25 protein-coding genes, 1 tRNA gene and 1 pseudogene are annotated in these 23,404 nt (G+C 63.0%); 15 read left to right on the top strand and 12 right to left on the bottom strand.

Annotated elements, in window-relative coordinates; genetic code table 11:
* Window positions 1-44 precede the first annotated feature (44 nt).
* A complete protein-coding gene (gene cobF / locus AB0I57_RS14790; protein WP_358336325.1) occupies window positions 45-785 on the bottom strand; it encodes a precorrin-6A synthase (deacetylating) in 741 nt (246 codons plus the stop codon).
* A gap of 87 nt (window positions 786-872) precedes the next feature.
* Here cobF and AB0I57_RS14785 point away from each other — a divergent pair, with 87 nt between their 5' ends.
* The 5 genes from AB0I57_RS14785 to AB0I57_RS14765 all read left to right on the top strand — a co-directional run bounded on the left by AB0I57_RS14785 (window position 873) and on the right by AB0I57_RS14765 (window position 5,139).
* On the top strand, window positions 873-1,673 hold the full coding sequence (locus AB0I57_RS14785; protein ID WP_358336322.1) for a thymidylate synthase: 801 nt from the start codon (window positions 873-875) through the stop codon (window positions 1,671-1,673).
* Window positions 1,673-2,188, top strand: a complete 516-nt coding sequence (locus AB0I57_RS14780) for a dihydrofolate reductase (RefSeq protein WP_358336319.1) — start codon at window positions 1,673-1,675, stop codon at window positions 2,186-2,188. Before AB0I57_RS14785 ends, AB0I57_RS14780 begins: the two co-directional genes overlap by 1 nt.
* 100 nt (window positions 2,189-2,288) lie before the next feature.
* Window positions 2,289-2,615 (top strand): cupin domain-containing protein, encoded by a 327-nt coding sequence (locus AB0I57_RS14775; RefSeq protein ID WP_358336316.1) that lies wholly within the window; start codon window positions 2,289-2,291, stop codon window positions 2,613-2,615.
* 66 nt (window positions 2,616-2,681) lie between these two features.
* Entirely contained in the window at window positions 2,682-3,410 is a 729-nt protein-coding gene (locus AB0I57_RS14770) for a hypothetical protein (RefSeq protein WP_358336313.1), read from the top strand.
* Window positions 3,411-3,465: 55 nt separating this feature from the next.
* Window positions 3,466-5,139: a GAF domain-containing protein gene (locus AB0I57_RS14765; protein ID WP_358336310.1), complete on the top strand. Its 1,674-nt coding sequence runs from the start codon at window positions 3,466-3,468 to the stop codon at window positions 5,137-5,139.
* A gap of 75 nt (window positions 5,140-5,214) precedes the next feature.
* On the opposite strand, the gene AB0I57_RS14760 is transcribed toward AB0I57_RS14765, so the two are convergent.
* Window positions 5,215-5,850, bottom strand: coding sequence for a response regulator transcription factor (locus AB0I57_RS14760; protein WP_358336308.1), 636 nt, complete (start codon window positions 5,848-5,850; stop codon window positions 5,215-5,217).
* 171 nt (window positions 5,851-6,021) lie between these two features.
* Between AB0I57_RS14760 and AB0I57_RS14755 the strand changes: the two genes are divergently transcribed.
* Both AB0I57_RS14755 and AB0I57_RS14750 read left to right on the top strand, forming a co-directional pair.
* A complete protein-coding gene (locus tag AB0I57_RS14755) occupies window positions 6,022-6,900 on the top strand; it encodes a nitroreductase family protein (protein ID WP_358336305.1) in 879 nt (292 codons plus the stop codon).
* A 21-nt stretch (window positions 6,901-6,921) separates the two neighbouring features.
* Entirely contained in the window at window positions 6,922-7,875 is a 954-nt protein-coding gene (locus tag AB0I57_RS14750) for an acyl-ACP desaturase (RefSeq protein WP_358336301.1), read from the top strand.
* A gap of 95 nt (window positions 7,876-7,970) precedes the next feature.
* On the opposite strand, the gene AB0I57_RS14745 is transcribed toward AB0I57_RS14750, so the two are convergent.
* From AB0I57_RS14745 to AB0I57_RS14735, 3 genes are all read right to left on the bottom strand, one after another.
* Window positions 7,971-8,858 carry a universal stress protein gene (locus AB0I57_RS14745; RefSeq protein WP_358336298.1) on the bottom strand — a complete coding sequence of 296 codons (888 nt, stop codon included), beginning with the start codon at window positions 8,856-8,858 and terminating at the stop codon, window positions 7,971-7,973.
* A gap of 47 nt (window positions 8,859-8,905) precedes the next feature.
* Window positions 8,906-9,946 (bottom strand): LLM class F420-dependent oxidoreductase, encoded by a 1,041-nt coding sequence (locus AB0I57_RS14740; protein ID WP_358336295.1) that lies wholly within the window; start codon window positions 9,944-9,946, stop codon window positions 8,906-8,908.
* A 72-nt stretch (window positions 9,947-10,018) separates the two neighbouring features.
* Window positions 10,019-10,900, bottom strand: coding sequence for a universal stress protein (locus tag AB0I57_RS14735; protein WP_358336292.1), 882 nt, complete (start codon window positions 10,898-10,900; stop codon window positions 10,019-10,021).
* 239 nt (window positions 10,901-11,139) lie between these two features.
* On the opposite strand from AB0I57_RS14735, the gene AB0I57_RS14730 reads away from it, so the two are divergent.
* Together AB0I57_RS14730 and AB0I57_RS14725 are read left to right on the top strand one after the other, a co-directional pair.
* Window positions 11,140-11,613 carry an Rrf2 family transcriptional regulator gene (locus tag AB0I57_RS14730; RefSeq protein WP_358336289.1) on the top strand — a complete coding sequence of 158 codons (474 nt, stop codon included), beginning with the start codon at window positions 11,140-11,142 and terminating at the stop codon, window positions 11,611-11,613.
* Window position 11,614: 1 nt separating this feature from the next.
* Window positions 11,615-12,796, top strand: coding sequence for a globin domain-containing protein (locus AB0I57_RS14725; RefSeq protein ID WP_358336286.1), 1,182 nt, complete (start codon window positions 11,615-11,617; stop codon window positions 12,794-12,796).
* A 3-nt stretch (window positions 12,797-12,799) separates the two neighbouring features.
* On the opposite strand, the pseudogene AB0I57_RS14720 reads toward AB0I57_RS14725, so the two are convergent.
* Window positions 12,800-13,114 (bottom strand): annotated as a pseudogene (locus AB0I57_RS14720) (glutamate--cysteine ligase); the annotation flags it as partial.
* Window positions 13,115-13,344: 230 nt separating this feature from the next.
* On the opposite strand from AB0I57_RS14720, the gene AB0I57_RS14715 reads away from it, so the two are divergent.
* Window positions 13,345-13,605 carry a hypothetical protein gene (locus tag AB0I57_RS14715; RefSeq protein WP_358336283.1) on the top strand — a complete coding sequence of 87 codons (261 nt, stop codon included), beginning with the start codon at window positions 13,345-13,347 and terminating at the stop codon, window positions 13,603-13,605.
* A gap of 47 nt (window positions 13,606-13,652) precedes the next feature.
* On the opposite strand, the gene AB0I57_RS14710 is transcribed toward AB0I57_RS14715, so the two are convergent.
* From AB0I57_RS14710 to AB0I57_RS14690, 5 genes are all read right to left on the bottom strand, one after another.
* The gene (locus AB0I57_RS14710) at window positions 13,653-15,125 is read right to left on the bottom strand and encodes an amino acid permease (protein WP_358336280.1); all 1,473 of its coding nucleotides are present in this window, start codon (window positions 15,123-15,125) and stop codon (window positions 13,653-13,655) included.
* Window positions 15,126-15,280: 155 nt separating this feature from the next.
* On the bottom strand, window positions 15,281-16,759 hold the full coding sequence (cycA, locus tag AB0I57_RS14705) for a D-serine/D-alanine/glycine transporter (RefSeq protein ID WP_358336277.1): 1,479 nt from the start codon (window positions 16,757-16,759) through the stop codon (window positions 15,281-15,283).
* A 159-nt stretch (window positions 16,760-16,918) separates the two neighbouring features.
* Window positions 16,919-17,788, bottom strand: a complete 870-nt coding sequence (locus AB0I57_RS14700; RefSeq protein ID WP_358336274.1) for a M23 family metallopeptidase — start codon at window positions 17,786-17,788, stop codon at window positions 16,919-16,921.
* A 112-nt stretch (window positions 17,789-17,900) separates the two neighbouring features.
* The gene (gene cycA / locus AB0I57_RS14695) at window positions 17,901-19,376 is read right to left on the bottom strand and encodes a D-serine/D-alanine/glycine transporter (protein ID WP_358336271.1); all 1,476 of its coding nucleotides are present in this window, start codon (window positions 19,374-19,376) and stop codon (window positions 17,901-17,903) included.
* 171 nt (window positions 19,377-19,547) lie between these two features.
* Window positions 19,548-20,270 carry a dienelactone hydrolase family protein gene (locus AB0I57_RS14690; RefSeq protein WP_358336268.1) on the bottom strand — a complete coding sequence of 241 codons (723 nt, stop codon included), beginning with the start codon at window positions 20,268-20,270 and terminating at the stop codon, window positions 19,548-19,550.
* 106 nt (window positions 20,271-20,376) lie between these two features.
* On the opposite strand from AB0I57_RS14690, the gene AB0I57_RS14685 reads away from it, so the two are divergent.
* A tRNA-Arg gene (locus tag AB0I57_RS14685) sits at window positions 20,377-20,449 on the top strand.
* A 71-nt stretch (window positions 20,450-20,520) separates the two neighbouring features.
* On the opposite strand, the gene AB0I57_RS14680 is transcribed toward AB0I57_RS14685, so the two are convergent.
* Window positions 20,521-21,783, bottom strand: coding sequence for a site-specific integrase (locus tag AB0I57_RS14680; RefSeq protein WP_358336266.1), 1,263 nt, complete (start codon window positions 21,781-21,783; stop codon window positions 20,521-20,523).
* 231 nt (window positions 21,784-22,014) lie between these two features.
* Between AB0I57_RS14680 and AB0I57_RS14675 the strand changes: the two genes are divergently transcribed.
* The 4 genes from AB0I57_RS14675 to AB0I57_RS14660 all read left to right on the top strand — a co-directional run bounded on the left by AB0I57_RS14675 (window position 22,015) and on the right by AB0I57_RS14660 (window position 23,307).
* The gene (locus AB0I57_RS14675) at window positions 22,015-22,215 is read left to right on the top strand and encodes a helix-turn-helix domain-containing protein (RefSeq protein ID WP_358336263.1); all 201 of its coding nucleotides are present in this window, start codon (window positions 22,015-22,017) and stop codon (window positions 22,213-22,215) included.
* Window positions 22,216-22,371: 156 nt separating this feature from the next.
* Window positions 22,372-22,728 (top strand): hypothetical protein, encoded by a 357-nt coding sequence (locus AB0I57_RS14670; protein ID WP_358336260.1) that lies wholly within the window; start codon window positions 22,372-22,374, stop codon window positions 22,726-22,728.
* A gap of 4 nt (window positions 22,729-22,732) precedes the next feature.
* Entirely contained in the window at window positions 22,733-22,999 is a 267-nt protein-coding gene (locus AB0I57_RS14665) for a hypothetical protein (protein WP_358336257.1), read from the top strand.
* A gap of 110 nt (window positions 23,000-23,109) precedes the next feature.
* Window positions 23,110-23,307, top strand: a complete 198-nt coding sequence (locus tag AB0I57_RS14660) for an antitoxin HicB (protein ID WP_358336254.1) — start codon at window positions 23,110-23,112, stop codon at window positions 23,305-23,307.
* Window positions 23,308-23,404: the final 97 nt, after the last annotated feature.

The following is a 23,404-nucleotide window of genomic DNA, read 5'->3' as shown; positions in this document are numbered from 1 at the left end:
CGGATCAGGTGGCATAGTGCGCTTCCGCGCATTTGTCGCATCGTCTACCTGCGAATCAGGTACGTGTCCATGATCCAGCCCTTGCGTTCGCGCAATTCGGCTCGGATCCGCTGGATCTCGCCCTCGACCTCCCGCAGGTTGCCCGAGACGAGCACCTCGTCGGGAGTACCGAGGTATGCACCCCACCAGATCTGTACGTCGTCGCCGGGAACCTGCGTGAACGTGCAGTGGGCGTCGAGCATCACCACCGCGTTGTCGACGCCGTCGGGAAGACCTTCGGCCAACCGCCGTCCGGTGGTGACGTGAATCGGTTCACCGATCCGGTTCAGCACGATCCGGTGCTGAGCAGCGAGCGACTGCACGCTGGTGACACCGGGAATCACCGAGTACTCGAACGACACCTTGCCGCGCGCCAGTACCTGGTCGACGATCCGCAGCGTGCTGTCGTAGAGAGAGGGATCTCCCCACACGAGGATCGCGCCCACGCCGGGTTCGGCTGCGAACTCCGCCTCGAACAGAGTCGCCCGGCGCTCGTGCCAGTCGTCGACCACTGCCTCGTAGTCGGACGGGGCCCGGTCTCGTGGCGGATCGGTAATCGTGACCACCCGGTAGGGGCGCGTGACGTGCTCGGCCAGGATCCGGGCTCGTAGATCCACCAGATCTTGCTTTTCACGGCCTTTGCCGAGGACGAAGAACACGTCGGCCTTGTTCATCGCCTTGATCGCCTGCACGGTCACCTGGTCTGGGTCACCTGCACCTATTCCGATCACGAAGAGTTCACGCATGAAGCGAAGGCTAACGCCATCCGACATTCTCGATTGCTTCCGCACCGGCAGGGCGCATGGGCGCGAGGCGCCGCCTAGACTGGCGCAGTGACTGTGCCGACCCCGTACGAAGACCTACTCCGACTTGTCATGGCTACCGGCGTCCCCAAGTCCGACCGCACCGGCACCGGCACGAAGAGCATCTTCGGTCATCAGATGCGCTGGAATCTCGCAGAGGGGTTTCCGCTGATCACCACCAAGAAGGTGCACCTGAAGTCGATCATCTACGAGCTGCTGTGGTTCCTGCGCGGCGACTCCAACGTGCGCTGGCTTCAGGACAACGGCGTGACGATCTGGGACGAGTGGGCAAACCCGGACGGCGAACTCGGCCCCGTCTACGGCGTCCAGTGGCGAAGCTGGCCGACCCCTTCGGGCGATCACATCGACCAGATCACCCAGGTCCTGGAAACCCTGAAGTCCGATCCCGACTCACGCCGCCTCATCGTTTCGGCATGGAACGTCAGCGACATCCCACAGATGGCGCTGGCGCCGTGCCACGCGTTCTTCCAGTTCTACGTAGCGGACGGCAGGCTGTCGTGCCAGCTATACCAACGCAGCGCCGATCTGTTCCTCGGTGTGCCGTTCAACATTGCGAGCTACGCGCTGCTCACTCACATGGTGGCGCAGCAAGCTGAACTCGAACCGGGTGATTTCATCTGGACCGGGGGTGACTGCCACATCTACAACAACCACGTGGACCAAGTCACCGAGCAGCTGAGCCGTGAAGCGCTGCCGTACCCGACGCTGAAGCTGAACAAGCGAGATTCGATCTTCGACTACACCTTCGACGACGTGGAGATCGTCGACTACCGACACCATCCTGCCATCAAGGCACCGGTGGCAATCTAGTGGCGGCCCGTCGTGTCACCCTGATCTGGGCTCAATCCGAGGGAGGCGTCATCGGTCGGGCCAGCGGCATACCGTGGAACATCCCCGAGGACATGGCGTTCTTCAGGGAGGTCACATATGGCCACCCGGTGATCATGGGCCGTATTACGTGGGACTCGCTGCCGCCGCGATTCCGACCGCTGCCCGGACGCCGGAACATCGTGGTCACTCGTAACCGCGACTGGACGGCCGACGGCGCTGAGGTGGTCGACAGCATCGAGACCGCGCTCGCACTCACCGACGATAATGTCTGCGTCATCGGTGGAGCCCAGATCTACACGGCGGCAATGCCTTTTGCCACCGATATCGTGGTCACCGAGGTGGGCATCACGACAGACGGGGACACTTGGGCGCCCCCGATCGACGACACTTGGCGCACGAACGACACGGGCGAGTGGTGCAAGTCCGCCAAGAACGGAACACGTTACCGCCGAGTCTTCTACACGCGGGCATCCCCCACGAGCGATCGGCCGTAGCCGGTTTCGGCTCGATCGCCCGAAATGCAGGTCGAGACGTCCCCGTGTACCGTTGCCCGTTCAACGGGCGACGGTGTGCGCAGTGGGCCATAATCACCTCATGGACAAGAAGTCACTGACCGCCCTTGCCCGTCAGCAACTGAAGTTGGCGGGTGGGACTTCCAGCGGCCGCAGTTCGCAGACCGTCTACGGCGGGCACCGGCGCAGCCTCCGACAGACCGTCATCGCACTGGTCGCGGGTCAGAAGATGGCCGAGCACGAAAGCCCCGGCGAAGCGACGCTCTTCATCCTCAGCGGCAAGCTGAACCTCGTGTCCGGCGAGGACGTATGGAAAGGCTCCACCGGAGACTTCCTGGTCGTGCCCGCGCAGCGACACAGCGTAGAGGCGCTGGAGGACGTCGCGTTCCTGCTCACGGTCGCGATGTAACGAAGAACGGGCCGACACGGACCGGACGCTCACCTAATCGAACGCCCGGGAGATTCAGGAGAAGCGATGACCGAATCCCCGCAGCTGATCGAAGTGTCGGTGGTCGCGGCACCGTTCGTGGTGTGGCCTGCATTGCGTAATCCGTCGCTGATCAGGCGTTGGTACAGCTGGAACCACGAAGGTCTCGAGGACGAGATCAGGCAGATCTTCCTCGACGGTGTGACAAGCGAGGACGCCGACGCCCGCATCCTCCATCTGGCCAGTGGAGACCGCTTCAGCCTCCACGAACACGAGGGCACCACCCTCGTGAGAATCAATCGCGCACCTCGAGGCAGCGACCCCGTCGCGGCGGATCGCTACGACGACATCACGCAGGCGTGGGCCACATTCTTGCAATTCCTCAAGTTCGGCATCGAGTGGCACGGACTCGCCGACCGCCGGACAATGTTGCTCCGAGGATCCGTCGCCGAGGACAGCTCAGCCCGACAGCTGTTGGGGCTCGACGAGATCGCGGACATGAAGACAGGTGACCGTTTCAGAATCGTCGCAAGCACAGGTGACCTGCTGAGCGGTGTCGTCTTCTTCGACAATGATCATCAGACGGTGGTGACCGTCGAAGACCTCGGCCCGGGCTTGCTGGCGTTCGGCGAACAACGTGCCTGCCCGACTCGGCCTGGCAGCGGCGTGCAAATCTTGCTCGGCGCCTACGGCCTCGACGACGAGGAGTGGGCCGAACTCGAGGAGCGTTGGGCGGGGTGGTGGGCGGATCAACTGTCCACCGACTCTGTGACGTGACCGCAACAAGGACGACACCAGCCACGGGACCTCACTGACCACCTATGCTGCAGACATGGGACCAGATGACGAGCACGCGGCTCGGATCAGCGAGTTCGGCGAGGAACCAGCCGACGTGGTCCCAACCCGCAAGAGTCTTCAGCGGCTGTTCGAGGCAGTTCTGGTAGTTGGGTCGGGGCTCGAATTGGACTCGACCCTGCAACGCATCGTCAAGTCGGCCACGTCCCTTTTGGAGGCACGGTACGGCGCCCTCGGTGTCCGCGCCCCCGACGGCGGCCTGTCGGAGTTCGTGTACGAAGGCATCACGCCGGAGGAGCGCGCGCTGATGGGTCACCTCCCAGAAGGTCACGGGCTGCTCGGACTGCTGATCGACGACCCCCACCCTGTCCGGATCGCCAATCTTGCCGAGCATCCGGCGTCAATCGGATTCCCGCCCAACCACCCACCGATGAAGAGCTTCCTGGGTGTGCCGATCATGATGCGGGGGAAGGTATTCGGCAGCATCTATCTCACCGAGAAATTGAGTGGACCGGAATTCACCGACGAAGACGAGGTAATACTCCGCGCACTGGCGACGTCGGCCGGAGTAGCAGTCGAAAATGCCCGGCTCTTCGAGGAAATCCGGACGCGGGAGCGGTGGTTGTCGGCCGTCGCATCGATCACGTCACGGCTACTGGTAGGCAGGTCGCGTGACGAGACTCTACGCACGCTCGCCTGCCAGGTACGCGAATTATCCAGCGGTGAAGAGGTGTTCATCCTTCTCACTGTCGGCGACGGAGCCGTAGTCGACACACTCGAAGACAATGCCGTCGACAGTACGGATACCGCAGCACGTCCACTGAACAACGCCTTCCGGAGCGCTGTACGATCCGAACCACTCGCCGAGGTACAACACTCCCGCACGCCCGCCCTGCTGACGGGCCTCGACGGTTTCGCACCGTTTTCCCGAGAAGCCGGCCGTGCCGCAGTACTGCCGCTTTCGACGGCGTCGGGCGTCGGTGGTGTGCTCGTCGTGACTGCCCGCGGCAACGCACCGTGGGATCCCGACGAGGTCGCCAGACTCGAATCGGTGGCCGATCTGGCCGCGATCGCGGTGGAGTTCGCCGACCACCAGAGCAAGCAGCGTTTGCTGTCCGTGCTCGCCGACCGCGATCGGATCGCTCGTGATCTGCACGACAACGTGATTCAGCGGCTCTTCGCCACGGGCATGAGCCTGCAGAGCACCCACGGGATCGGCGACGTTCCGGAAGAAGTCCGGTCCATCGTGACAACAGCTGTCGAGCAACTGGACCGCACGGTGCGCGAGATCCGCACCACCATCTTCGATCTTCATGCCTCTGGTGTCGCATCGGCAACCAGTTTGCGCCGCCGCCTCCTCGACGTGATCGGTGACCTCACCGCACAGTCTTCACTAGCTCCCAACGTCCAGTTCTCCGGCGCAATCGACACTCTCGTGCCCGCCCAAATCCACCAGCATGCGGAGGCGGTCCTACGGGAAGCCCTCACCAACGTGCTGCGGCACGCACGCGCGAAAACGATCGACGTGTCGGTTGTCGCCGGGGACGACTTCACGATCACGGTGACCGACGACGGTATCGGAATCACCGGTGCCACTTCGCGTAGTGGCCTGGACAATCTCGAACGGCGTGCCGAGCACTGCGGCGGCACCTGCACCATCGACGATCGAGGCTCCGGAACAATCGTGACATGGCGGGTGCCGCTGCCGTGAGGCACGAATTCAACCGCCGTTAGGCACGAGTTCAACCGCCGTGAGGCACGAATTCAACTGCCGTGAGGCAAGAACTCAGCGCTGGCCGCGTAGTTCGGTAGCCAGCACTGCCGCCTGGGTACGTCGCTGCATCCCGAGCTTGGCCAGCAGCCGTGAGACGTAATTCTTGACCGTCTTCTCCGCGAGGAAGAGCCGCTCTGCGATCTCCCGATTGGTCATTCCCTCGCCGATCAATTCGAACACCGCTCGTTCCTGCTCGGAAAGCTCCTCCAACGGATCGTCCCGGCGCTCGGACCTGATCCGGTTCATCAGCGCGGACGTCGCCCGACTGTCGAGCAGCGACCCACCCTCCCCTACGGTCCGGACGGCCGACACGAGGTCGGTCCCAAGGATCTGCTTGAGCACGAAACCGGACGCGCCGGCCATGATGGCATCGAACAACGCCTCGTCATCCGCGTACGACGTGAGCATCAGGCACCGCATCTCCGGCAACGCTGCCCGGAGGTCACGACACAACTCCACACCGTTGCCATCGGGCAGTCGGACGTCGAGCACAGCGACGTCGGCACCGCTACCCGGTATGCGAGCCATCGCCTCGCCGACAGAGGCGGCCTCCCCCACTACCTCGAGATCGGGAACGCTACCGAGCAGATCGACCAGTCCTCGTCGCACGATCTCGTGGTCGTCGACCACGAACACCCCAGTGGTCATCTGCATCCTCCGTCACCTAGTCGTCGAACCGAACCACCCCTTCGCACTGTACCCACACGTTTCGGGGACCTCTCCCAGACTCATTCGGGACCTTCGACCCACGCGCCGCCGCGATCTCCAGAGGGACGATGTCTGCGGGAGCAGATCCGGACACCACATGCGGAGGTCGCGATGGGCGATTGGTCGCCAGGGGACATCGACGTAGTCTCCCGCGCCATCCTCTCAGCACCTTCCGTCCACGGTGCGCAACCGTGGAATTTGCGGCTGGACGGCACGTGCGCCGAAATCCGCGAGCGCACGGAGTTCGCGAATGAATCCGGACTCGTGGACGCACCACGCGCCGATCGGGTGATCTCGTGCGGTACCAGTATCGCGAACGTAGAACTCGCATTGCACGCGCTTGGCAGGAAGATCGAGACGGACCTTCTACCCGATCCAAGACAACCTGACCTTCTCGCAACCATCCGCACGGTCGGTTCGACATCGGCATCGAGCACCGACCTACGACTGTTCTCCGCGCTCGCGCGTCGACGGAGCCATCGTGAGGCGTTTGCCGATATCCCGGTTCCCGCCGCGACGATCGGCGACATCGTCGCCGCCGCGCGCATCGACGGGGTCGCCACAACACTGCTCGCCCCGGACGAGGCACCTGCGTTGGCTGACGTGCTGCTCTACTCGGCGGACCGCATTCGCCGCGATCCGTGCCACAAGCGCGACATCTTCCCGTGGGCCTCGGACCAGCTGACGTTCGATCGTGAATCCATCGGAGCATGTCAGCAGGTCATGACCCGCGAGGTCTCCGACTCGGTGGGACTCGCCGAAGCCATCGAGAGTGAGACCGTCCTGATCTTCTCCTCGAACACCCCAGAGCCGATCGATCTGCTACGCACCGGTATAGCAGTCGAGCGGGCATGGCTGACCGCAGTCGACGCCCGACTCAGCGCCTCCATCTTCTCGCACCCGCTGCGCATCGAAGATTCGGCGCAAAGATTGGCCCAGCGACTGAACTTGTCGAGCCATCCACAGCTGATCCTTCGAACCGGGTACTGACAGAACAGAAACGGGAGTGTCATGGCAAACCGCGAACTTACCGACCGTGAACTACTGCATGAGCTCGAAGGTGTCGCCGAGGAGAACGTCAACCGGCATCTGTCGATGAGTAAGGATTGGAATCCTCACGACTACGTGCCTTGGGATGACGGCAGCAACTTCGCGGCGCTCAGCGGCATCGACTGGGATCCGGAGCAATCCAAACTCAGCGAGACCGCAAGAGCAGCAATGATTACCAATCTGCTGACCGAAGACAATTTGCCGGCGTATCACCGCGAAATCGCCCAGAATTTCTCCCGCGACGGCGCCTGGGGGACATGGGTGGGCCGCTGGACGGCAGAAGAGAACAGGCATTCGGTCGTGATGCGGGACTATCTGGTCGTAACACGAGGAGTCGACCCGGTAGCTCTCGAAAACGCTCGAATGGACCACATGACGCAAGGTTTCGAGGTGGGTGGTGGGTCGATGCTCGATTCCGTGTCCTACGTGACGTTCCAGGAACTAGCCACCCGGGTTTCCCATCGGAACACCGGCAAAGCTTGTGGAGATCCGATCGCAGACAGGATGCTCGCGCGGGTAGCGGCGGACGAAAATCTGCACATGATGTTCTACCGAAACATCGTCGGCGCAGCCCTGGACCTCTCCCCCGACCAGACGATCGCTGCGATCTACAAGGTGTTGAGCAATTTTCAGATGCCGGGCGCCAAAATGCAGAACTTCCGCCGCAATGCGGTCCTGATCGCGAAGGGCAGCATCTACGATCTTCGCCAGCACCTCGACGATGTGGTTCTTCCTGTGCTCCGCAAATGGGACATATTCCAGCGCGACGATTTCGGTCCTGATGGCGAACGGTATCGCGAAGAATTGGCCGGGTTCCTGCATACGTTGGAAGACAAAGCCACTCGTTTCGAGCAGTCGCGAGACCGTGCGCTCGCGCGTGAAGCGCGCCGCGGTGAACGGATCGCGGCCCTCTGACAGGGTCGCTTTGGCGTACAGTCCGACCGCATTGTGAATGGGCCGTCACCGGCAAGCGGTGACGGCCCATTCACCGGCCCAGATCCGTCCGAACGCTACTTTTGCCGAACAATCATCACGGGGCAGTCGGCGGTGTGAAGCAACGCATTGCTGGTGGACCCCAGAAGCATTCCTCTGAAACCACCCCGACCGCGGCTCCCGACCACGACCAATTGCGCCTTCTCCGCGTACTCGCTGAGCACCCGAACCGGCCGGTCGCGCGCAACCACTCGTTCGACCGGGACATCCGGGTAACGCTCCTGGAATCCGGCGAGGAGCTCCGAAAGGACAACTTCCTCACCGGTCTGGATTCCGCTCCACAGTGGATCGTCGGGGCTTGCACCCAAGGAAGGCTGAACACTGACGTCACTCCACACATTGACCGCGACGAGGCTCGCCGACCGAGCTGAGGCCTGCTCGAACGCCCTCTCCAGTGCAACCTTGCTATTTTCGGAGCCGTCGACACCGACCACGATCGGACCCTCGGTCGGCGGCTGCCCGTCCATGGTGCGGCCTCGGACGACCACCAGCGGAGACTGCGAGTGTGCAGCGACCGCGGAGGTGACCGAACCGACCAGCAGACCGGTGAACTCTCCGTGGCCGCGTGAACCGAGCACCATCATGTGCGCGGAGGCGGAGAGGTCGATGAGCGTCTGAGTCACCTTGCCCTCGTGCCGTTCGGTGTGAATGTCCAGAGGTTCGTCCACCGTCTGCTTGGCGTGCAAGCGCGCACTGCCCAACCGAGCGTTGGCTGTGTCCTCGAGTTCCTCTTTGAAGCTCTCCGCCAGATACGGCTGGCTGTAGTAGAAGGCGGCAATGTGCACCACAGTCACGATGTGTAACGGGAGAGACATCGCAACAGCTGCCCGGGCAGCCCATGCCACTGCAGCATTGGCGGACTCGGATCCGTCGACACCTACGACGATCGGCTTGATTCCGGTCATGGTCACCCTTCCTGGTTTCGGCCGAGCATCACGTTGAGGATGCGGAGCTACCCGCAGATCTGGCGAAGCTTCTCGATCAGCTCGACACGACCCGCCTTGTCGGCTGCAAGGGGCGCGACGGTGAGCGTGGTGACCCCGGACTCCTTGAAGGCGGCCACACGCTCGGCCACGTAGCTTTCCGGGCCGATCAGGGACACGGCCCGAACCATTTCGTCGGGCACCGCCGCCGCTGCCTCGGACTTCTTTCCCGACAGGTACAGGTCCTGGATGGTCGCGGCTTCCTTTTCGTAGCCGTAACGGACCGCGAGATCGTTGTAGAAGTTCTTGCCCCTGGCACCCATGCCACCGATGTACAGAGCCAGGGTTGGCCGCACCCAGTCCAGCATGTGATCGACGTCGTCCCCGATGGCAAGCGCTGGAGAGGCGTAAACCTGCAATTCCCCGAGACTCGGATCGCGCTTCGCCTTGCCCTTGGCCAGGGATTCGCCCCATACGCTCGCGGCCTTCTCCGGGTGGTAGAAGATGGGCTCCCAACCCTCCGCGATTTCGGCCGTCATCTCCACGTTCTTCGGCCCCAGCGAGGCGATGACGATCGGGATGTTCTCACGCACAGGGCGGTTGATGATCTTCAGGGGCTTGCCCAGACCCGTACCCTTCTCGGCCGGCAACGGGACCTGGTAGTACTTGCCCTGGTGCTCAACCTTCTCGCGGCGCCACACCTGACGGCAGATGTCGATGATCTCTCGCGTACGTCCGAGCGGTGCGTCGTACTTGACGCCGTGAAAACCCTCGATCACCTGCGGTCCGGATGCGCCGAGACCCATGACGAAGCGCCCATTCGACACGAAGTCGAGGCCGGCCGCGGTCATGGCCGTCAGGCTCGGCGTGCGGGTGTAGATCTGAAAGATGCCCGATGCGAGCTCGAGTCTCGAAGTCTTGGCGGCGAGGTAACCGATCTGACTGACTGCGTCGAACGAATAGGCCTCGGGCACGAACACGATGTCCAGCCCGGCTTTCTCCAGGTCGGTGACTTCTTCAGCCGTCTCGGCGAAACCGCCGCTGTAGTTCAGGCTCATACCTATACGCACGTCGTTCCCCAATCCTCATGTTGCCCTGCAAGCTGTTGCTGGTGAACCAGAACACTACTTCTGCCAATCACATCATTGGCGTGCAGGCCGGACAACAATGACGGGGCAGTGAGCGCCACCGACCAGAGTGTTGCTCGTCGACCCGAGCAGCAACCCTTTGAACCCGCCGCGGCCCCTGCTCCCCACCACCAGTAGCTGCGCCGTCTTCGACCATTCGAGTAGGCGCTCTCGCGGACTGTCGACGTACACCTTACGGTTGACCTGCACATCCGGGTATTGTTCTTGCCACCCGGCAAGGCTCTCGGCCAGCACGGCAGAGTCCTTGCCCTCGAGATTGTCCGGCACCAGTGCGGCCGCACGGGGGTCCTCGAAGACAGTCGACCGGAGATCGCTCCAAGCATGGACCGCCACGAGTTGGGCGCTTCGTAGTGACGCCTCCTGGTAGGCCACGGAGATCGCGCTTTCACTGTTGGGACTGCCGTCCACACCGACAACTACGGGACCGTCGGGATGGGCTTCACCTCGGACTACGAGCACTGGGCATTGCGCGTGGGAGGTGACGTTGATCGCCGTGTTACCGAGTAATGCGGTCGAGGCCGTCCCCGATCCCGAGGCACCGACCACCACCAAGCGAGCACCCGCGGACTCGTCGACGAGCCATTGGCTGCTGCTACCGACGGAATACTCGGTGTCGATGTCGATACCGGGGTCGACGGCGAATGCGAGCTCGTGCGCCTCTGCCAGAACCTCCTTGCCGGTCGCCTCGACCCATTCGTACGAGCCTGCTGAATCCAAATAAGGACTGCCGAACCCATGTGGAGCGAAGTCGAGCGCGTGGATGATCTTCAGTTTCAGCCCACGTTCGCCGGCCATTTGGGCTGCCATCCGCACCGCGGACTTGGAGCTGTCTGATCCGTCGACACCGACGACGATGTTGCGGTCCTCTGCGCTCATGTGTCCACAGTATCCCCGGTTGAGATCTGCCGCCCTCTCACTGTCGATGAGGGACCAAAGTCCTCAACTGCTCGTGCCATCGGTCCGTAGCCGACATATCCGGCTGCAGTGAGGATGAACCCAATCTGCACGCAATTTCGAATACCACTGCGACACGGTCATTTTCCGGCGAATCGCTGCCCGAGCGACATCCGTCACAAAATTGGTATCTCAAATGATGATTAAGCTACGTTCACGTCATGCAACTCACCCAGTTCACCGACCTAGGACTACGGCTTGTCATGCGACTAGCCGTCGCCGAGGACGGAGAACGACCGGGAAGCCGGGCGATCGCCGAGGAACTTTCGGTGTCGTACACCCACACCACGAAGGTGATCGCCAGGCTCGGTGAACTCGGCATAGTCGACGCCCGGCGAGGACGCGGCGGCGGCCTGTCGATCACCGAACTCGGACGCACCGCCTCTGTCGGCTGGCTCGTGCGCCGACTCGAAGGCGAGGCGGAGGTCGTGGACTGCGACGGCGCCAATCCTTGCCCCCTGCGATCGGGATGCCTGCTGCGGTCGGCACTCCGACGCGCCCAGGACGCCTTCTTCGAGTCTTTGGACTCGATCACCATCGAGGAGCTCACCCACGCTCCCACAAGAACCGTGCTGCTCGCGCTCCCGCGGGTGGCCGAAGAGAACCGACAGATGTCTCGAACGATCGGAGAATGACATGCTCTCGCCCGCCTCGACGGAGGTCATCCGCGCAACCCTGCCCGTGGTCGGGGCCGCGATCACGGACATCACGACGCTGTTCTATCGCAAGATGTTCGCGGCCCACCCCGAGCTGGAGCGCGACCTGTTCAACCGAGGCAACCAGGCGCAGGGTGAACAGCAGAAGGCACTGGCCGGAGCGATTGCGGCGTTCGCCGCTCTCCAGCTCGAGCCCGATCAGGCGCGGGTCGACCTCATTTTGTCCAGGATCGCGCACAAACACGCCTCACTGGGAATCAAGCCAGACCAGTACGCGATCGTGCACAAGCATTTGTTCGAGGCCATCGCTGAAGTCCTCGGTGACGCCGTCACTCCGGAGGTCGCCGCGGCCTGGGATGAGGTGTACTGGCTGATGGCGCAGTCCCTGATCTCGATGGAAGCCGGCCTCTACGAGGCCGCCGGTGTCGCAGCCGGTGACGTCTGGCGAGAAGTGCGGGTTCGCGAGCGCCGCAACGAGTCCGCCGACACCGTCTCGTTCGTGTTCACTTCGCTCGACGGCACACCGCTTCCCTCGTTCGCGCCGGGGCAGTACCTATCCGTCGGCGTTCACCTGCCCGACGGAGCACGCCAGATCCGTCAGTACAGCCTGTCCTCGGCGCCTTCGCACGACGACTGGAGGATCACGGTAAAGCAGGCCGGAGAAGTCTCGAACTTCCTGTACCACAACGTGTTCGAGGGAGACACTCTCGAGGTGACGACTCCGTTCGGCGATCTCATCCTTCAAGACGACGACTCGCCACTCCTCCTCGTCTCCGCCGGTATCGGGTGCACGCCCATGATGGGAATGCTCAGCCACCTCGCCGAAACCGAGGACAGCCGACAGATTTCCGTTCTACACGCCGACCGTTCCGCCAGCAGCCATGCTCATCGCGCCGAACTGGCCGAACTCGTCGAACGGCTGCCGTTCGCGGTGATGCATCGCTGGTACGAGGACCTTGGTGCCATCCAACCGGGGAACAGCCTCCGAGAGGGGCGTGCCGACCTCAGCGAGATCACGATCGCCGAGGGAACCCGGGCATACCTGTGCGGTCCGTTGCCGTTCATGCTCGGAATGCGCGAGGCCCTGCTCGAAAAGGACGTTCCCGCCGAGAACATCCACTACGAGGTATTCGGCCCGGACAGCTTCGCCGCGAGCGTCTGAGCATCACACCGGCCAGGTGTGGACCGGGTTTCCCCCGCGCATGTTCTCCACGTATCGACCCAACATGGCGACCAGCGCTTCCGGCCTACTCAGACCGGCGTCCTCGTGGCGCACCACCTGCGCGCGCTGCCACGAGGCGCCGGTCTTCCGCGTCACGCACCGGCCCTCGATGACACCGAGGTAGTGCGCCCTAACCTTCTCGGAGAGCCCGAGAGCAGTCAGTCCCTCGTCGGCGATGGGTAGCAGCCGGCGAAGAACCAATTCACTGGCACCGACCCAGCCGACATCGGGCCCGTACAATTCGGCGTCCATACCGTGTGAATGCGCTGTCGTGGAGCATCCTTTCGAGCGCTGCGGCGCACATGAGTACCTTTCGCCGAAACAGGCGCCGGTCTGCTCGCGAGAAGGTTCGGGACTTCACTTCACGACCCATGCCGCTCCCCCTGCGCACCAAACTGCACATATACGGCGAGCTTCCCGGTCGACCCGCCCCCACCGCGTAACCTCGCGCTACCCTCGAAGAAACACGGGGGACGGAAGGAACCGCGATGACACTGCGCACCGACTCCACGACGAAGTCGAAGTTCTCCGTGGGAGACCGCGTGAAGACGCGACATTCGGTCGATCCCGAACTCACCCAAGAGAAGTGGCCGCTCGAGCCGGGCAGGATCGTCGACGACTTCGAAGAATTCGATGATGTCAGTGCCACGGCCTTCGGCCGGGGTTGGGCCGTCCTTCGCCACTGGGCGATCGCTCTCGACGACGGCACACTCGTCTTCCGCGACGACGCAGATCTCGAGCCGGAATAGGTTCTACTTGCTCCAGGCCCACGCCGTCTCATGTGACCGCACGAGCATCAGTGTTCATGGAGTTCCGCCTGGAACTCCGCGTAGCGCGCAACGTGTGCCGGGCGCCGGCGAATCACCATCCACGCGATACCGAGGCCGATGAACCAGATCGGGGTCACGAGGAGCGCCTGGAGGGTGTCGTCGTCGTGTACGAGTGCCCAGACCAAGAACACGAAAAACGCGAAGACTGCCCAACACATCGCGACCCCGCCCGGCATCTTGAACTTCGACACCCCGTGCAGTTCGGGGCGCCGCCTGCGGTAGGCCAGGTAGCTCGCAAGGATCATCGACCACACGAAGACGAGCAGCAAGGAGGCGATCGTCGTCACCGTCGTGAAGACTTCGATCACCGAGTCGCCCGACAACAGCAGCACGAGGGAGGAGAGCAGGAACGCGCAGGAGAACGTCAGTGCATTGATTGGCACCCTGCGGGAACTGAGCCTGCCGAGCCTGGCTGGGGCGTCGCCCTCCGCTGCGAGTCCGTACAGCATTCGTGACGTCGAGTAGACCCCGGAGTTCGCTGAAGACACGGTCGATGTCAACACCACGAACTGAACCACTCCGGCTGCAATGCCCAGTCCGGCGAGCACGAACATTGACGTGAATGGGCTCTCACCGGGAACGAACTGCCGCCACGGGGTCACCGCCATGACCACGATCAGGGTAGCCACATACAGCACCGGAATACGGATCGAGATCGAGTTGGTTGCCTTCGGAAGGTTCTTCTCCGGGTTCTTCGCCTCAGCCGCGGTGGTGCCGACCAGTTCGATACCGCCGAACGCGAACACCGCGATCTGGAATCCGGCGACGAAACCCATCCACCCGGTCGGGAACATGCCGCCGTCGTTCCACAGGTTGGCGAAACTGGCAGGGACACCGCTGGGGGAGACGAAATTGCCGAACACCATGACGAGGCCAACGACGATCAGAGTCACGATGGCGATGATCTTGATGAGGGAGAACCAGAATTGGACCTCGCCGGATGCCCGTACGGTCGGCAAGTTCAGTAGGAAGAGCGCGACGATGGCCATCAATGCGGGAACCCACGATTGGAGATCGGGCCACCAGTACCCCACGTACACGGCGATCGCAACGATATCTGCGATGGCCTTGACGACGCAGTAGAGCCAGTACGTCCAACCGGTCATGAAACCGGCCCATGGACCGAGCAGGTCGGCCGCGAAGTCGGTAAACGACTTGTAATGCAAGTTGGAGAGCAACAATTCGCCCATAGCCCGCATTACGAAGAAGAGCATGAAACCGATGACCATGTATACGAAAATCACCGATGGGCCGGCCAGCGAGATCGTACTACCTGTTCCCAGGAACAATCCCGTGCCTATCGCCCCACCGAACGCGATCAGCTGAATGTGACGGTTGGCCAACTGCCTGGACAGATGGGCCTCTTCAGCAGACTCCAGCGACGGGTCACCGCCCGGTTCCGATCCAATGGAACCCGGCGAGAAGGTGTGATCAGCCATCAAGCACCGCCATTGTTTCCGGCCCCCACCGCCGGTTGCAAACGTACTCGCGTCAAGCCCGAAGTGCCCGTAGCTCCCCGCCACGCAAGGGTTTTCGCCAGTTCGCGACCACTCGTGCGAGAAAGGTATCGGTTCGCTTCACCGTGACCGAACGATTACCTTCCGCGCTCTTCGAGTTCTGCCTTGAACGCGGCGTAGCGCGCAACGTGTGCCGGACGTCGGCGGATCACCACCCAGGCGATGCCGATGCCTATGAACCAGATCGGGGTGATCAAGAGCGCCTCGAGGGTCTCGGATTCCCTGGTGAGTGCCCAGATGATGAACACGAAGAACGCGATGACAACCCAGCACATCACTACACCACCGGGCATTTTGAATTTCGACAGCCGGTGCAGTTCTGAGCGGCGCTTCCGGTAGACGATGTAGCTGACCAGGATAATCGTCCACACGAACATGAACAGCACCGACGAAATCGTCGTCACAGTCGTGAAGGCCTCGATTACGGATTCGCCCGAAGCCAGCAGGGGGAGGGAGAAGAGTAGAAACGCGCACGAGAACAGCAACGCGTTGGCGGGCACCTTGCGGGAGTTGAGCTTGCCGAGCCGAGCCGGTGCATCACCCTCCTCCGCGAGGCCGTAGATCATTCGTGATGTCGAGTAGATCCCCGAATTCGCGGAGGATGCGGCCGACGTCACCACCACGAACTGGATCACCCCAGCCGCGATACCCAGACCGGCGAGGGCGAACATCGTCGTGAACGGACTCTCGCCGGGCACAACCTGTCGCCATGGAGTAACCGAGACGATCACGATCAGGGAGAGCACGTAGAACAGCAGGATGCGGATCGGGATGGAGTTGATGGCCCTGGGTAGGTTCTTCTCCGGATTTTTCGTCTCGGCGGCGGTGGTTCCGACGAGTTCGACGCCGACGAAGGCGAACACGGCAATCTGGAATCCTGCCACGAAGCCCATCACCCCGGTCGGGAACATGCCGCCGTCGTTCCACAGGTTGTCGAAGCCCGCCTGTGCACCGTCAGGGGACGTGAAGCGGCTGAACACCATCACCAGGCCTACGGCGATCAGGCTCACGATGGCGATGATCTTGATGAGCGCAAACCAGAACTCGGTCTCACCGAATGCGCGCACTGTCAGCAGGTTCAGCAATAGCAACGTCGCGGCGGTAACCAGTGCGGGAACCCACGATTGGAGGTCGGGCCACCAGTACTGAACGTATGCGGCGATCGCGATGATGTCGGCGGTGCCCGTGACGACCCAACAGAGCCAGTAGGTCCATCCTGTGAAGAACCCGGCCCAGGGACCGAGCAAATCGGCCGCAAAGTCTGTAAACGACTTGTAATGCAAGTTGGAGAGCAACAATTCGCCCATGGCCCGCATCACGAAGAAGAGCATGAAACCGATGATCATGTAGACGAAGATCACCGACGGCCCGGCGAGCGAAATCGTTCGCCCCGAACCTAGAAAGAGACCCGTCCCGATCGCTCCGCCTATCGCGATCAGCTGGATGTGCCGATTGGACAGCTGCCTGGACAGATGGGGCTCCCCAGCCTGCCCTGCCCCCGAATGGCCTCCCGGTTCCGATCCAACCGAGCTCGCCGAGAAAGATTCATCAGCCATTGAAACACCTGCTGTCGTTTCAGGACTTCCGTTGCCGTCGCCAAACGTAGTCCTGCCAGGCCGGGACCGCTCGTAGCCCGTCTGTCGCAGGGGTTTTGCCGGTGCCGACCACCGGCGCGCTCGACTTGCGCGATGCGCAAGTCACGAGCAGGAACAGGCTTATGCGCTCCTAGCCACGCCGTCCCATGTGACCGACGCACCGCGATCAGTCAACCAACGCCCGGGATCGACCTTGGCTCCGTTCGCATCGTGCACCTCGAAGTGCAGGTGCGGCCCTGTGGACTGACCACGGTTCCCGACGGTCGCAATCTGCTCTCCGGCGGCGACACGTTGGCCGACGTTCACCGAGTAATCATTGATGTGGCCGTAGACCGTGGTGGTTCCGTCGTCGTGCAGCAGTTTCACCCACAGGCCGAAGCCTGCCACCGGGCCGGCATCGACAACTTGTCCGTCGGCGGCAGCGAGAACCGGGGAGCCGATGGGCGCGGCGATGTCGATCCCCCCGTGGTGGCTCCCCCAACGTGGACCGAAGTTGGAAGTCAGCGTGCCAGACACAGGCTGAACCGTGCGGGGCTTGATCGGGTTGATCGAGGTGAACCACTGCTGGGCCCCGAGGCCCGGGACTCCGAAATTCTGGGGACCAGGGGCCGGGGCTCCGAAATTCTGGGGAGCGGGGTCCGGGGCTCCCAGATTCTGGGGAGCGGGGTCAGGGATTCCGAGACTCTTGGTGACGAAGTCGAGTTCGGGCGGCAACTCGAAGCCAGGGGGAACCAGGTCGGCCGGGATCTCGAACGGAAGACCAGGAAGGGCCAGCGCGCCCGTCTGGTGCGGTTCGACCGTGACCGCCTCGGCGCTTGCGGCACCCAGTTGCGCTCCGCCGACCGCAATGGCCCCGGTTGCGGCGGCAACGGTTGCGGCTTTCATACCCACACCCGTTCCGGCCTGTTGATTGCGATGACGGCCGCGGGCCGCATCCGGATCTATCTCGAAGTGAACGGTAGACCCGTCCTTCCGGTGGTGCGAACCCACTGTGAAACCTCGTCCGTGGTCGGATTGAAAGCTCGGCCCCACCAGGGGCGAACTGCTCGGTCGAATTGAATGTAACAAAACGATATCGGTCCGCGCCACCGTGACCGAAAATTTATCTTCGCTGGTCGAGCTCTTCCTTGAACGAGGCGTAGCGCGCAACGTGTGCCGGACGTCGGCGGATCACCGCCCAGGCAATACCGAGGCCGATGAACCAGATGGGGGTGACGAGAAGCGCGTGAAGGGTGTCAGATTCCCTGGTAAGAGCCCAGATGATGAAGGCGAAGAACCCGAGGACGACCCAGCACATCACCACGCCACCGGGCATCTTGAACCTCGACGCCGCATGCAGTTCGGGGCAACGCTTCCGATAGACCAGGTAGCTGGCCAGGATGATCGTCCACACGAAGATGAACAGCACCGACGAGATCGTTGTCACAGTGGTGAACGCCTCAATCACCGAATCACCGGAAAACAGAAGCGCGACGGCCGCAAGCAGACACACGGCCGTGACGATCAGCGCATTCGCCGGCACCTTGCGAGAGCTGAGCTTGCCGAGCAGGGCCGGTGCGTCACCTTCCCTCGCGAGGCCGTAGGCCATACGCGACGTCGAGTAGACACCCGCGTTCGCCGATGACGCGGCGGACGTCAGCACCACGAATTGGACAATACCGGCGGCGCCGGCCAAGCCTGCGAGAGCGAACATCTCCGTGAACGGACTCTGCTCCGGCACAACCTGTCGCCACGGGATCACCGACATGATCACGACCAGGGAGAGCACGTAGAACAGCAGGATGCGGATCGGGATCGAGTTGATCGCCCTTGGCAGGTTCTTCTCCGGATCCTTCGCCTCCGCGGCTGTGGTGCCGACGAGTTCGATACCGACGAAGGCGAACACCGCAATCTGGAACCCTGCGACGAAGCCCACAACCCCGGTCGGGAACATGCCACCGTCGTTCCACAGGTTGTCGAAGCCCGCCTGCACACCGGCGGGCGAGGTGAAGTGACTGAACACCATCACCAGGCCCACGACGATGAGGCTCACGATGGCGATGATCTTGATGAGAGCAAACCAGAACTCGGCCTCACCGAACGCACGCGCCGCAGGCAGGTTCAAGAGCAGTATCAGAATGATGGCTACCAGCGCGGGTATCCACAATTGCAGGTCGGGCCACCAGAATCGGACATACCCGGAGATCGCGATGATTTCGGCGACCCCGGTGACGACCCAGCAGAACCAGTAGGTCCATCCCGTGAAGAAGCCCGCCCACGGGCCGAGTAGATCGGCCGCGAAGTCGGTGAACGACTTGTAATGCAGGTTGGAGAGCAACAATTCGCCCATGGCCCGCATCACGAAGAAGAGCATGAAGCCGATGATCATGTAGACGAAAATCACTGATGGCCCTGCGAGCGAAATCGTCTTGCCCGAACCCATGAACAGGCCGGTGCCGATGGCTCCACCGATAGCGATCAGCTGGATGTGCCGATTGGACAGCTGCCTGGACAGGTGCGGTCCTCCCGCCGACCCTGTCCCACGGTCACCACCGTCTTCCAATCCGATCGAGCCCGTCGAAAAGTTCTGATCAGCCACGAACCACCCGCTATCGTTTCCGGTCGCCTCCGCTGCCATCGACGAACGTAGTCTCGTCGCTCTTGCAGCGCTCGTCATCGAACTTCGAGCAGGAAGTTTCGCCGGGTCCGATCCCAGAGCGGTGGCTCCAGCACCAAGCCGTGCATCGACGGATCGGTCGTGACTTGTGGATCAGCGCAGGTGCTCCCTGAAGAACCCGTCGATCCTCATCCAGGCATCAGCGGCGGCGTCCGGGTCTGGCACCATCCCCGCGACCTTCAGCAGCGGTCGCACCACCTTCGGCCCTGCAAGCTCGTCGTTCAGGAACGCGTGCCCGGCGGTCGGGTACTCCCTCACGTCGTGAACCACGCCGGCCTTCGTCAAGGCGACATCCAACTTGGCCGCCGCTTTCTTCAGACTGAAGTCCCGTCCGCCATAGCTGGCGACCACCGGGCACGCACCCTCCACCGCTGCATCGAGGTCGCGCGGCAGAATCCCATAGTTCGGTGCCGCCGCGTCGAACCCCGTATCGGCCACCATCAGGGCGAACCCTCCACCCATACAGAACCCGATGACACCGATCTTCCCCGTGCACTCCGCTGATTCAGACAGCCACTGCCTCGCGGCCTCGATGTCGCCGTACGCCCGGCCTGATCCCGAGCGCATCGCCTTCATCGTCGAGACAAGGCAACGCCTTGCACCGCCCGAGCTGAACAGGTCCGGCGCCAGTGCCAGGAAACCCGCGGCGGCCAGCCGGTCGGCCTGCCTGCGCATGACGTCGTCAAGCCCGAAAGCCTCGTGCACCACCACTACCCCCGGCCATGGCCCCTCGCCTGAAGGTCTCACTAGATAGCCTTGTAGAGTCCGCGAACCGTTGTGCCGTACAGCGAGATCGGTGAGATCGATGTCGGACATGAAATTCCTCCCGTTCGGGATGTGTGCCACAACTACGCCCTCCCCGTCGCGAGCTACAAGCGATCCCGCTACACTCACTCATGGTGTGCACCCGGCGCGCCTTGACGCCTTCGTAGCTCAGGGGATAGAGCAACCCTCTCCTAAAGGGTAGGTCGCAGGTTCGAATCCTGCCGAGGGCACCGAACCCGCTGGTCAACAAGTTGCCACCCATTCTGCAAGTGGTCCTCCATCGACCCGATCCACCATTTATTCACCGTAAATGTTCACCGACCACCTGGTCGAGCGCCTCCGCCGCCGACGTGTGCGTCCGTCCCCTTCCAAAGTACGCGCTCTGGGTCATCGCTATCGACGAGTGGCCGAGCACGTCGGCGACCTCTCGGGTGGTGAGCCCGGACGCGTCGAGCACCGTGGCCGTGCTCTTGCGGAAGGTGTGCAGCGTCACCCACTCGTACCCGATCGCCCCGCGGATCCGACGCCATTGCGCGGCAAAGGTATCGGGATCACGTAACTGCCCCGCGGCGCTCGGGAAGATCACGGGAGGCACACCGTCCGATATGACGCGGATCTGTGTCCTACGCCGGTCCAACATCTCTCGCGCGAACTCCGGCAAGGCAACCGTGCGCGCGGAGAGTTCGGTCTTCGAGCCAGCCTCCCGGAGCAGCCGAGACGGCGCCGTCGCGGTCTTCCCGGCCCTAATCACGTGCCCGGTCACGGTCAGCTCGCCGCGCTCGCGGGTGTAGTCCGTCCAGAGCAGCCCTAGGAGTTCGGAGCGGCGCAGGCCGGTGGCCGCCGCCAACAGAATCGGATCGTAGAGGTCGACGCTCCCGACAAACTCTGCGACGGTTCTCGTGGTGTGATCCTTCCGGGCACCCGTCATCGGTGGGAGCGGAGCCGTCGAAGCCTGGAGTTGACGGAGCAGATCGACCAACTCGGCTGCCGACAGTGCGCGGGACACCTTCTTCGCGGTCGTCTTCTTCCGGATCTCCACGTCACGAATCACCGAACGCACCACCGCGCCCTCGTCCACCGCGAGCCGGAAAGCCCCGGTCAACAGCGTCTTGGCGTGCCGAGCGGTACCCGGCCCCCGCTCAGCGGCGATCGCCGCCAGGATCCGGGTCGCACCGCGAGCGGTGAACTCCCCCAGCCGCAACTTACCCAGATGAGGCTTTAGAACGCGGAACACCGACTCGTAGGTGTCGATCGTGCGCAGCGCCAACACACCACGCACCTCGGTATCCAGGTGTGCTTCGACCGCCTCGGCCACGGTCGTGCGTCCGGTCATCCGACCACTGCCCCCTCCGTCGGAGAACTGTGCGAGCGCGCTCTCTAGAGCTTCGACCGCCCGTCTTCCGTACGAATCCTTCTGCCCGGGCGGCGAATCGCGCTGGACGAGCCGAACGACGCCATCCGGGCCACAGAACCGGGTGCGGGCACGCCAGCGCCCATCCGGGAGGCGCTTCCGAAAGATGTTTCCGCGGGTGCCGGGGGTGAGGGGCGGTCGTCCGGCTGTCATGTGGTGTCCTTTCCGTGGGGCACTTCCAGGATATCCAGCCTGCTACCGATCCCACGAATAGTTGGCCGCGATTCCGACCACGTACAACCTTCGAATTTCTGGGAATGTGTGTGAAGATCAAATATTCACCACTACAGCATGTTTCGCAGCGCGTGTCGTTTGCCCGCAATCCAATGTCGTGCCACGATTACCTAAACGCACTCATAGCGCACGGTTACTAGGAGACCCTCCATGGCCACACAGGACGACGACCAGATCCTGCTCACCCGACGGGAAACCGCTGAGCTCTTGCGGATTTCGGTTCGCACCCTCGATCAGCTGGCGGCGACCGGCACCGGCCCGCCCCGATGCCCCGTCGGAGGGAGCGTCCGCTACCGGCGCGCCGACGTCCTCGCCTGGATCGACGCTCAGGTCACCAACCGGGCCTCCTAAGCAATCAACCCGAGTCGCGGGCGTCGTTTCGAATACGCCGTATTGGTGTTAATATCCAGCACGCCAGTATATTTCAAATTCCCGTAGGTTGCCCGCGGTGAGATTCGGTGGGAGGCTCTATCTCGCACACATCACACCCGTCGCAGGGAGCGCACCATGGAGCATCTAGCGAAAACTACGGGCACGCTCGCCGCCATCGACCGCCTAGCCGAGTCCGCGGGGTGGTCCGTCGCCACCCTCACGCCGGGGCGCGTCGCAGCGCCCTATTTCCTCTGGCGCCTCGACCACGACGCGATCGACGACGACGGCATCCGAGCGCATACCAGCGTGTGTGTAGTACTTCGGTACGGCACGCCTACGGCGGCCGAGCGCGCCCATCGCACCGGTCTGCACTTGATCACGCTGCCCGCCGACCTGCCGATTCTGTTCGGCTGGCTGTGCTGCGCACGGCGGACTCCGGATGTACGCGAAGCGAGGTTCACGTCGGATGGGCCACGCCGAGACTGCATCTAAGGACATGCGTCCTATCCCAGCGGATTTCGACTACCTGATGGACCGGGGCCTGCCCGTCCTCACACCCATCCCCGCCGCCGCCGCGGTTGTCGTCGAGACCGTACAGCGCGCCGGGTGGCTCGTCGGGGCATCCATGGCGCTCATGATCGCCGGACTCCTTACTTACGCTGGTCTCTATTCGCGGACATCAGCCCAGTTGCGAGAGGCGCGGGCGAGGCTCGCCCGACTCGAGGAGAAGCTGGCGCGCGAGGACGACGGCAGCCAGGACTGAGCCCCTGCACATGCCCCGGCCTCATGGTCCGAGCCCGTCTGGACCGTCATCGCCGGACTGGTAAGGAGACTCCGGTGCCGCTCTGTTTTCCCACCACCCGAGGAGTTCTCATGCCCGCACACACCTTCCACACCGCCTGGTCCGAAGACGACGGCGAGTACGTTGGCACCTGCCCGTCCTTCCCCTCGCTATCCTGGCTGGCGCCGACCGAGGCCGAGGCACTCGAAGGCATCCGGGCCGTGGTCGCCGAGGTGGTCGCCGATCTGGAGACCGACGAGTCGATTCCAGTCCCGCTTGAGAGCGACTGAGCGGGAACTACTTTCGATTTCCGGCCAACCGTGATACCGAACTCGAACAGTGGGCCCCTCGGGAGACTGTGATCTTCGTCACGCACCCCCGAGTTCA

This window comes from Rhodococcus sp. NPDC049939, assembly GCF_040656415.1.
Classification (GTDB): Bacteria; Actinomycetota; Actinomycetes; order Mycobacteriales; family Mycobacteriaceae; genus Rhodococcus_F.
Note: the sequence above shows the minus strand (reverse complement) of the source record. Positions and strands in the feature narration are given on the sequence as shown.